We start from the raw sequence: 9695 nt of genomic DNA, 5'->3' as shown, positions 1-9695 counted from the left end.
GGGTCCGGTCAGGCGAGCCACGTGGGATCGGCGAACAGTTCCTCGAGCTCGGCGACGAACCGCGACGCGTGGAAGCCGTCCACCGCCGCGTGGTTCACCCGCAGCGCGAGGGGCATGAGGGTGCGGCCTCCGACCTCGCGGTACCGGCCGAGGGTGACGACCGGGAGCAGGTGGTCCTCGGCGCCGGTCAGGTGCAGCGCGAACCCCGTGAACGACGTGCGCGGGAGGGTCGACACGTCGAAGCGGTTCGTCGCGCGGTCCTCCTGCGGGAACAGCCGGTGGTCGTCCCGGTACGTCGCGGTCGTCGCGACCACGGCGTCGTGGAAGCGCCGGTGGTCGGCGTCGTACGGCACGCCGAGCACCGAGAACGTCTCGGTGCCCGGGTGGAACACCGTGAAGGTCGGGTCGACCGAGTCCCACACGGCGGGCTGCCCGTCCTCGGTCAGCGCCATGCGGAACTCGTCGTGCCGGTTCACGACCGTCGCGATCGCCCAGATCTGCGACGGGTACGTCTTCACGCCCGCCGCACGCACCGCCGCGACGAACGCCGTCACGTCGACGTCGACCGTCAGCTCCCACGCGCAGGGTTCCCGTCGGTAGTGCGCGAAGTGCTCGCGACGGGGCCAGCGGTCGAGGTCGATCGGACGGAGTTCGCTCATGTCGTCATCCTCGTACCCCGACCCGCCGACGGTCCTGCACGCGGCGGCGGTTCACTGGTGCATGACCGAGACGCCGTTCTCGCCCGCGCTGGCGACGTTCTTCCGCGGGCTCGCCGCGCACAACGAGAAGTCGTGGTTCGAGGAGCACCGCGAGGACTGGGAGCGGCACGTCCGGGAACCGATGGAGGCCCTGCTGAACGAGGCCGAGCGACGGTACGGGCCCGGTCGGGTGCTGCGGCAGCACCGCGACCTGCGCTTCACGCCGGACGAGCGGCCCTACCGCGAGGACACCGGGCTCACCGCCGGCGGGATGTACCTGAGCGCCGGTGCTGACGGTCTGCAGGTCGGCGGCGGGCTCTACGAACCGTCGCGCGCACAGCTGCGGGCGGCGCGGGAGACCATCGACGAGCACCCGCAGGCCGCTGCCGCGCTGCGCCGGGAACTCGACGACCTGGTCGACGCCGGGTACGAGCTCGCCGGGCCGCCGCTCGGGACCGCCCCGCGCGGGTACGACGCCGACCACCCGCGGATCGACCTGCTCCGGATGCAGCACTACGCCGCGCTCGTGCACCTCCCGCTCGACAGCAGCACCGAGGACATCGTGGCGGCGTGGGACCGGGTGCAGCCCCTCGTGCGGTGGACGGTGAAGTGGGCGCGGGCGGACGACCCGGAGGCCGCGGACGACCCGGCACCGCCGGTGCCGGGAGCGCGGTCGATCGACGAGCGGGCGTAGCGCGCGGCACGGTTGGGACGGCGCCGGGGCGTCGGGTGCCTCGGATCCCGTGTGCCCGATCGCCGGGCGCCTGCCAGGATGGGCGGCGCGAGGGGGACGCATGAGCATCGACGACCAGGGGCCGCAACCGGCCTGGAACCGGACCGACGACGGCGCCGAGGCCGGCACGGGGGCCGTCGGCCGGACGAACGCGGTCGTCGTCGCGGTCGTCCTGCCGATCCTGCTCCTCGTGAGTTGGTGGATCCAGCTCGCGGTCCTGCTGCAGAGCTCGTTCGCGCCCGAGGACGAGCGACCCGGACCCGGCGGGGTGCTGACCGGTTACGTGATCGGCGCGCTGCTCGCCGTCGGCGTCCCGGTGGCGGTCGTCGTCGCCTACTCCGTGAAGCGCCGTCGGCAGCCCCGCACGTCGCTCGCCGGGGTGATCTCGGCGATCGTCGTGCTCGTCGTCGCGGTCCCGTTCAACGTGCTCGGGATCACCGCACAGGCCGGGCGGGTCGCGGAGGACGCCCGGGTCCGCGCGCAGCCCGCCACCGCCGCCGAGCGGCACTTCTCGGACGGCGGGGACGACCCCGAGGCAGCGCTCAACCGCATCGGCGACCGCACCGTGGAACTCCTCGGGTCCCGGCGAGCCGACGCCTTCCGGTCCGACGGCTCCCCGAAGGGCGGGGCGTACTCCGAACCGTGCCTGCTCGACAACCGGCACGAGGGGCTGCAGTGGGAGTACTGGTTCACCGCCGCCGAGCTCGTGGACGCCTCGGGTGCGGACCTGCTGCCCGAGGGGGCCGAGACCGTTCCCGGTGGCACGACGGACATGTCCGAGGTCGTCGCGGCGTGGAAGGCCGAGGGGATCCGTGCCGAGCGCAGCGACGTCGGGCCGGAGGAGCAGTACGAGCCGCGGGCGGACTGGCTCTCGCCCTCGTCGTACGCGCGTCCCGGGCCGACGGTGACCCTCATGACGATCTGCCTCGAACGCTGAGCAGCCGTTCGCTCCGCTGAGCGGAGCGTGTCCCGTCAGCGGCGCCGCCACCGTTCGACGACGGGGGACGTGTCGTTGATGAACGCAGCCGCGACGTCGTCGACGTCGGGGAACACCCATCGGGCCCCGGGGTCGTGCTCTGCGAGCTCGTCGAGTTCCTCGAACTCCCAGTGCAGACCGACGAAGCCGTCGAAGGCCCCGGTGGTGACGGCCTCGTCCCACGCGAAGCGCGCGTTCACCCATGCCGCGACCGATCGGCCGTCGGCCGCACCGGTGAGGACGTGGGCGGCACGCGCCCGGGTGAGGTGGACGGCAGCGTCCGCGGTCGACATCCCCGCGGTCGACCACCCGAGCTCGTCGAGACAGTCCACCAGTTCGGAGTCGAGACCCTCGGGGTCGTCGTCGGTGTACCGGGCAGCCAGCGCCACCGCCGCCGGTCCGCCGAGGCCGAGTGCGACCGCCTGCGCGGCGAGTGCCGAGGAGTGCCGCGGCTCACGCTGGCCGAGCACCCCGAGCGCCCGCATCGTCAGCAGCGCCCGGACGACCTCCGGCGCGTCCGTCGGCTCCGGCCCGGGTGTGGTGAGCGGGACGCCCGGCCGAGGGACGACCGCAGGGGTCCGGACCGGCCGCTGCTGCACCGACGGAGGTCGGAGGTGTCGTCGGAGGAGTCGTCGGAACACGGGTCTGGCGCTCCGTCCTGGTCTCGTGGTGGCCACGGTCGAGTGGCGGCTGCGGTCACCTGCTGGCCCCAGCGGTGTAGCGGCTGCAGTGGTGTGCCGGCGGTGGTCGCCTGCCGTGGCTCCATCATCGCCGGGGGAGGGTTCCCTACGGTGGGACCATGCCGACGCTCGAACGATCCAACGCCCTCGTCGCCACCGGGTTCCTCGCGATCCCCGTCGCCCAGGCCCTGGTCGCGCTGCCGAGCGCACTCCTCTCGCGCATCCAGGCGGCGCCGATCGACCCGGAGCTGGCCGACACCGCGGCGTTCTCGGAGGCCTACGGGTACCCGCTCGAGGCCGGCGCGAACTGCATCGTGGTCGCGGGCAGGCGCGGCGACGAGGTCCGGTACGCGGCGTGCGTGGTGCTCGCCTCGACGAAGCTCGACGTCAACCGTGTCGTGAAGCAGCTCCTCGACGTGCGCAAGGCGAGCTTCGCGCCGATGGATCGGGCGGTCGAGCTCACCGGCATGGAGTACGGCGGCATCACGCCGATCGGCCTGCCCGCCGACTGGCCCGTGTACGTCGACGCCCGCGTGCTCCGGGCGCCCGAGATCGTCGTCGGTGCGGGACTGCGCGGTGCGAAGGTGTTCCTGCCGGGCGAGGTCCTCGCGGCGCTGCCGAACGTGACCGTGGTCGAGGGCCTGGCGACCGAGGCTGCCGCCGTCTGACGGTCGTCTCGTTCAGCGCGCGGCGGTCAGTGCCTTCGTGATGCGCTGCAGCGACACCGTCTCGGCCGTCCCGAGCTCCTGGGCGAACAGGCTGAGGCGGAACTCCTCGAGCATCCACCGCGCGTGCACGAGCTCCGGGTGCGCGCCGACCGCGGGCGGGAAGGTCCCACCCGCATCGGTGTAGCGGTCGGTCGCGACGGTGACCTCGCGCATCCACGTGGCGTCGCGCCCCGGGTTCTGCAGGAGCTTCTGCACCCGTGCGTCGACGCCCTGCAGGTACACGCGGATCCGCCGCAGTCGGTCGAGCCCGGCGACGGCGACGAAGCCCGGGAAGACGAGGCGCTCCATCTGCTGCCGCATGTCGGTCAGGGCCGGCAGCAGGGACATCGAGTTGGCCTGCTTGAGGGACTTCTCGGCGGCGCGGTGTGCTGTGAGGACCGCGGCGACCTCGGACACCGCCGTGAACATCGTGTCGACGACGGTCGACGACACGCGATCGCGGACCGCCTCGAAGTCGACCCTCGCGAAGACGAGCCCGTCCGGGTGTGCCGCGCGGATCCCGGCGTCGACGACCGCGGCGAGCACGTCGTCGAACAGGGCCGCGGTGGACGGGTAGGGGCTCGCCGCGAGCGCGAGCTTCTCCTGGGACGTCAGGTGCGACTGGACGTACGACACCGGGGACGGCACCGCGTGCATGACGAGGCGACGGACACCGCCGGGCATGCGGACCGCGCGGTCGCCCGGCGTCGCGAGCAGCTGCACGCCGACCGTCGCCTTCGGTCCCTCGCCCTCCTCGACGAGGGACGGGTACGCGCGGATGACGCCGCCGGCCTGCTTCGTGTCGAGCACCTGCGGCAGGTCGCGGGACGGCCACGCGGTGAGGCCGGACGCCTCCACCTGTTGGCCGGAGGCGGCTCCGGCGACGCGAGCCGCGCCTCCCGACCGTGCCGCGCCCTTCGCGGTGGCGGCGGCGACGCTCTGCTGGGTCCGGTCCTTGAGCTTGGTCTGCAGGGCCGACAGGTCCTTGCCGGACTCGACCCGGCGGCCGCGTTCGTCGACGACCGCCCACGTGGGCAGGAGGTGCGCGGGCACGCGCGACAGGTCGAAGTCGGACTCCGACACGGTCACGTAGGTCATGCGCTGGATGGCCTTGGCGAGGGTCGCGCGGAACGACTCAGTCGGCTCGGTGGGGGCGTCGTCGGGCAGTTCGGCGACGATCTTCTCGGCCCAGTCGGCCGCGGGGACGACGTTCTTGCGGATCTGTTTCGGCAGGGACTTGATGAGCGCCGTGACGAGCTCGCGCCGGAGCCCGCGGACCTGCCAGTCGAAGCCCTCCTCGCGCATCCGGGGGAGCAGCGCGAGCGGGACCTGCACGCTGACGCCGTCGTCCTGCGCGCCGGGCTCGAAGCGGTAGCGGACCGCGAGGCGCTGGTCGCCGCTGCGCCACTGCGTCGGGTACTCCTGCTCGTCCTGTGCGGCGTCGGCGGCGTCCTCGTCGAGGAGGTCCGACCGGCGCATCGTGAGCAGGTCGGGCTGGTCGCGACGCGCGGTGCGCCACCATCCCTCGAAGTCGCGCGTGGTCGCGACGTCGGCCGGGATGCGGGCGTCGTAGAACTCGTACACGCGCTCGTCGTCGAACAGGATGTCCCGGCGGCGGGTGCGTTCCTCGAGCTGCTCGAGTTCCTTGCGGAGTCGACGGTTGTCGCGGTCGAACGCCTGCTGGCCGTCCCACTCGCCCTCCACCAACGCGTGCCGGATGAAGAGCTCGCGAGAGTGTTCCGGGTCGATGCGCTTGTACTGCACGCGGCGGCGCTGCACGATCGGGACGCCGAACAGCGTCACCCGCTCGTAGGCGACGGCCGCGCCCTGCTTCTTCTCCCAGTGTGGTTCGCCGTGGGTGCGCTTGAGGAGGTCACCGGCGAGCGGCTCCACCCACGCGGGGTCGATGCGCGCGACGGTCCGGGCGAACAACCGGCTCGTCTCGACGAGTTCGGCGGCCATCACGGCGTCCGGCTGCTTCTTTGCGAGGACGCTGCCCGGGAAGACCACGAACCGGGTGTTCCGCGAGCCGAGGTAGTCGCGCTTCTCGCGGTCGCGGAGGCCGATCTGGCTGAGCAGTCCGGCGAGCAGGGAGCGGTGCACGGCGTCGCCGTCCTCGGAGCGGGACTGGGCGATCCGGACGTCGACCTGCTTGGCGGCGCGGGAGAGCTGCCGGTACAGGTCCTGCCACTCGCGGATGCGCAGGTAGTTGAGGAACTCGGCCTTGCACAGGCGACGGAACGCGCTCGACGACAGCTCGTCCTGCTTGTCCTCGATGTGGTTCCAGAGGTTGAGGAGCGTCAGGAAGTCACTCGTCGGGTCGGCGAAGCGGGCGTGCAACTGGTCGGCGTGCGCACGCTTCTCGAGGGGGCGTTCCCGGGGGTCCTGGATGCTCAGGGCACTGACGATCGCGATGACCTCGCGCCCGACGCCCTGTCGCCCGGCCTCGAGCACCATCCGCCCGAGGCGGGGGTCGATCGGCAGACGGGTCAGCTGCCGCCCGGGCTTCGTGATCCGACCCTCGGCGTCCACCGCCCGGAGCTCGCGGAGCAGGTCGAGGCCGTCCTTCACGCCGCGGGAGTCCGGCGGCTGCAGGAACGGGAACGACTCGATGTCGCCGAAGCCGAGCGAGATCATCTGCAGGATCACGGCCGCGAGGTTCGTGCGCAGGATCTCGGGATCGGTGAACTCCGGGCGGCGTTCGAAGTCGTCCTCGGCGTACAGCCGGATCGCGATGCCCGCGCTCGTGCGACCCGCACGCCCGGACCGCTGGTTCGCGCTCGCCTGGCTGATCGCCTCGATCGGGAGCCGCTGGACCTTGGCCCGCGGCGAGTACCGCGAGATGCGAGCGGTGCCGGTGTCCACGACGTACTTGATGCCCGGCACGGTCAGGGAGGTCTCGGCCACGTTCGTCGCGAGGACCACCCGGCGGCGGATCCCCGGCGTGCTGCGGCGTTCGAAGACCCGGTGCTGGTCCGCGGCGGAGAGGCGGCCGTAGAGGGGGAGGACCTCGGTGCCCGGGTACCGCTTGCCCTCGATGGCGTCCTGCGCGTCGCGGATCTCGTTCTCGCCCGAGAGGAACACGAGCACGTCGCCCGGGTCCTCGCGCGCCAGCTCGTCGAGCGCGTCGGTGATGCCCTGCAGCACGTCGCGGTCGTCGGCCGCGTTGCCGCTGTCGCCGGTGCGCGAGTCGGTGTCGTCGTCGGCGTCCTCCGGGTCGTCGCCGACGAGCGGCCGGTAGCGGATCTCGACCGGATACGTGCGGCCCGAGACCTCGATGATCGGCGCCCCGCCGAAGTGCTGCGAGAAGGACTCCGGGTCGATCGTCGCACTCGTGATGATGACCTTGAGGTCGGGACGACGGGGGAGCAGCCGCTTGAGGTAGCCGAGCAGGAAGTCGATCGTGAGCGACCGCTCGTGCGCCTCGTCGATGATGATCGTGTCGTACCGGGTGAGGTCGCGGTCGAAGTGGATCTCGTTGAGCAGGATGCCGTCGGTCATCAGCTTGATCCGCGTGTTCGCCGAGACCTTGTCGGTGAAGCGCACCTGGTAGCCGACGAGGTCGCCGAGCTCGCCGCCGAGTTCCTCGGAGACGCGCTCGGCGATCGTGCGTGCCGCGATCCGTCGGGGCTGCGTGTGCCCGATGTGTTCGCGACCGAGCTCGAGGCAGATCTTCGGCAGCTGCGTGGTCTTGCCCGAACCGGTCGCGCCCGCGACGATCACGACCTGGTGGTCGCGGATCGCGGCGGCGATGTCGTCCCGCCGCTGCGAGACGGGCAGTTCCGGCGGGTACGTGATGACGGGCGTGGCAGACATGAGCCTTCCAGGATAGCGGTTCAGGAGGGGCAGCCGTGCTGCCCAGGGACTGCACGTCGGAGCCGTGCCGGTCAGCCCACGAGCTGCGCGTGCAGGTCCTCCGCCCGACGCGCGGGCAGGGCGCACACGCGGTCGTGACAGACGTAGCCCGCGGGGTCGAGCGCGCCACGTCCCGCGAAGAGTTCGAACCCGGCCTCGGCCCACTGGTCGGCCTGGTCCGGTGTGACGCGGGCGACGACCGTCCCGGGCTGTCTCGCGTCGCGGGTGGCGGCGCGCATCGGGTCGACCGGGTCGGAGGCCACGACGACGACCTCACGCGACGGACGGCCCAGCGCGAGCGCGACCCCGAGCGCGTCCGCGTGGCCGAGCGGTCGTTCGGTCCCGGTGCGGGCGCGGTCCGCGACGAGCCGTGCTGCGGCGTCGCGGTACCCGTCGTGCCCCGTCAGCGCGGCCAGGGCCACCGCGGCAGACGCCAGCGCCACGGTCCCGGACCGCATCGCCGTCTGCGGCTGCTCGCCGGTGGCCGTGCCGGCACCGGCCAGGACCGGATCGACGGCGAAGCGACCGGCCAAGCCGTCGTCGACCATCGTGCGGGCCTGTTCGGCGAGGGTGACGTCACCGGTCACGAGGGCGAGCTCGAGGAGCCCCTCGGCGAGGAGTCCGACGTCCTCGACGGTCGGGGCGGCGGAGGACGCACCACGCGGCGTGCTGGACCGCACCACCACGTGCCCGTCGCGGACGTGGGCGGTGAGCACCGCATCGGCCGCTCCCCGCGCGAGGGCGAGCATCTCGTCGTCACCGTGCCGCGACCCGGCGATCGCGAGGCCGCGGATCGCCAGCCCGTTCCACCCGGTCAGCACCTGGTCGTCGAGCGGCGGCGGGTCGAACCGACCCCGCTGGTCGAGCGGGAGGCGGTACCACTCGCCCTCGACCCGCCGACCGTCCATCGTCGACTCGCTGTCCTGCGCGGCGACGAACGCCCCGTCGTCCCTGCGGAGGGTGTCCCGCAGGAAGTCGGCGATGCCGCGGGCCTGCTCCGCGTCGGCGACGGCGAGCAGTCCGGCGTTGTCGTAGAGCATGCGTTCGTAGTGCGGCACGCTCCAGTCGCGCTTCGTCGCGTACCGGAACACCCCGCCGTCGGCGTCGGTGAGCTCCGTCGACCGGATCGCGTGCAGGCTCCGCTCCAGCAGGGCACGGGCGTCGTCGTCGCCGTCGGCCGCGACGTCGCCGAGGAACTCGAGCAGGGGCGTGCTCGGGAACTTCGGTGCGCCTCCGAAACCGCCGTACGTGGTGTCCTCGGCCGCGGCCAGTTGCGTGGTCACCGCCCGGATCGCGTCGACGGTCGGGAGGCGCGGCTCGTCGCCGCCGTCGGCCCCACCCCGACGGGCGGTCGCCTCCGCCTCGGCTCCCTGCCGGATCGCCGCCGCGATCGCGGTCGCGTTCGCGTCGACCTCGTGCCGACGCTCGCGCCATGCGTCGAGGACGGCCGCGAGGACCTGCCGGAACGAGCCCACCTGCCCGACCGGGACCGGGGGGTAGTAGGTCCCCGCGAAGAACACCTGCGCGTCGCCCGTCGTGAACGCGGTGAGCGGCCAGCCGAGCTGCTGCGTGAAGGCGCTCGCCGAGGCCATGAGGCTCGCGTCGACGTCGGGCCGTTCCTCGCGGTCGACCTTCACCGCGACGAAGTCCCGTCGCAGGAGCTCGGCCACCTCGGGGTCGGAGAAGCTCTCGCGCGCCATGACGTGGCACCAGTGGCAGGTGGCGTACCCGACCGAGACGAGCACCGGTACGTCGCGGGCGCGGGCCTCGGCGAAGGCGTCGGGCCCCCACTCCCGCCAGTCGACGGGGTTGTCCGCGTGCTGCCGCAGGTACGGGCTGACCGCACTGCCGAGTCGGTTGTCGCTCATGCCGTCCAGCGTGCCCCGCCGACGCTGGACACGGGGGAGCGGAGCGGGACCGGTGGACAGGTCGACGCCGTCCACAGGCACCGCGGGGGAACCGGACCGCCAGCAGCGTCGGCGACACCGCGAGCGACGGCACCGCGAGCGGCTGCGGCCCGCGCAGCGCGGGCGCCCCAGCCGCACC

At 72.9% G+C, this 9695-nt stretch carries 7 protein-coding genes; 3 read left to right on the top strand and 4 right to left on the bottom strand.

Annotated elements, in window-relative coordinates:
- Positions 1–8 precede the first annotated feature (8 nt).
- On the bottom strand, positions 9–659 hold the full coding sequence (locus tag BEP24_RS09275; protein ID WP_065962637.1) for a CatA-like O-acetyltransferase: 651 nt from the start codon (positions 657–659) through the stop codon (positions 9–11).
- Between the two features lie 61 nt (positions 660–720).
- On the opposite strand from BEP24_RS09275, the gene BEP24_RS09270 reads away from it, so the two are divergent.
- Positions 721–1392 carry a DUF2461 domain-containing protein gene (locus BEP24_RS09270; protein ID WP_171898780.1) on the top strand — a complete coding sequence of 224 codons (672 nt, stop codon included), beginning with the start codon at positions 721–723 and terminating at the stop codon, positions 1390–1392.
- 100 nt (positions 1393–1492) lie between these two features.
- Positions 1493–2368, top strand: coding sequence for a hypothetical protein (locus tag BEP24_RS09265; protein WP_065962631.1), 876 nt, complete (start codon positions 1493–1495; stop codon positions 2366–2368).
- 35 nt (positions 2369–2403) lie between these two features.
- Here the strand turns inward: BEP24_RS09265 and BEP24_RS09260 are convergent, their stop codons facing one another.
- Positions 2404–3006 (bottom strand): hypothetical protein, encoded by a 603-nt coding sequence (locus tag BEP24_RS09260; protein ID WP_071246665.1) that lies wholly within the window; start codon positions 3004–3006, stop codon positions 2404–2406.
- Between the two features lie 200 nt (positions 3007–3206).
- Between BEP24_RS09260 and BEP24_RS09255 the strand changes: the two genes are divergently transcribed.
- Entirely contained in the window at positions 3207–3755 is a 549-nt protein-coding gene (locus tag BEP24_RS09255; RefSeq protein ID WP_065962628.1) for a YbaK/EbsC family protein, read from the top strand.
- 12 nt (positions 3756–3767) lie between these two features.
- Here the strand turns inward: BEP24_RS09255 and hrpA are convergent, their stop codons facing one another.
- Positions 3768–7610: an ATP-dependent RNA helicase HrpA gene (gene hrpA / locus BEP24_RS09250; RefSeq protein ID WP_065962627.1), complete on the bottom strand. Its 3843-nt coding sequence runs from the start codon at positions 7608–7610 to the stop codon at positions 3768–3770.
- Between the two features lie 71 nt (positions 7611–7681).
- Positions 7682–9517: a DUF255 domain-containing protein gene (locus BEP24_RS09245; protein WP_065962644.1), complete on the bottom strand. Its 1836-nt coding sequence runs from the start codon at positions 9515–9517 to the stop codon at positions 7682–7684.
- Positions 9518–9695 lie beyond the last annotated feature (178 nt).

The sequence above is a fragment of the Curtobacterium sp. UCD-KPL2560 genome (assembly GCF_001705035.1).
Classification (GTDB): domain Bacteria; phylum Actinomycetota; class Actinomycetes; order Actinomycetales; family Microbacteriaceae; genus Curtobacterium.
The sequence above is the reverse complement of the archived record's forward strand: the minus strand, read 5'-3'. Positions and strand labels throughout refer to the sequence as shown.

Bases quoted from the DNA above. Each gene is read 5' to 3' on its own strand.
- BEP24_RS09275 (WP_065962637.1), bottom strand. From the start codon at position 659: ATGAGCGAACTCCGTCCGATCGACCTCGACCGCTGGCCCCGTCGCGAG.
- BEP24_RS09270 (WP_171898780.1), top strand. From the start codon at position 721: ATGACCGAGACGCCGTTCTCGCCCGCGCTGGCGACGTTCTTCCGCGGG.
- BEP24_RS09255 (WP_065962628.1), top strand. From the start codon at position 3,207: ATGCCGACGCTCGAACGATCCAACGCCCTCGTCGCCACCGGGTTCCTC.
- BEP24_RS09265 (WP_065962631.1), top strand. From the start codon at position 1,493: ATGAGCATCGACGACCAGGGGCCGCAACCGGCCTGGAACCGGACCGAC.
- hrpA (WP_065962627.1), bottom strand. From the start codon at position 7,610: ATGTCTGCCACGCCCGTCATCACGTACCCGCCGGAACTGCCCGTCTCG.
- BEP24_RS09245 (WP_065962644.1), bottom strand. From the start codon at position 9,517: ATGAGCGACAACCGACTCGGCAGTGCGGTCAGCCCGTACCTGCGGCAG.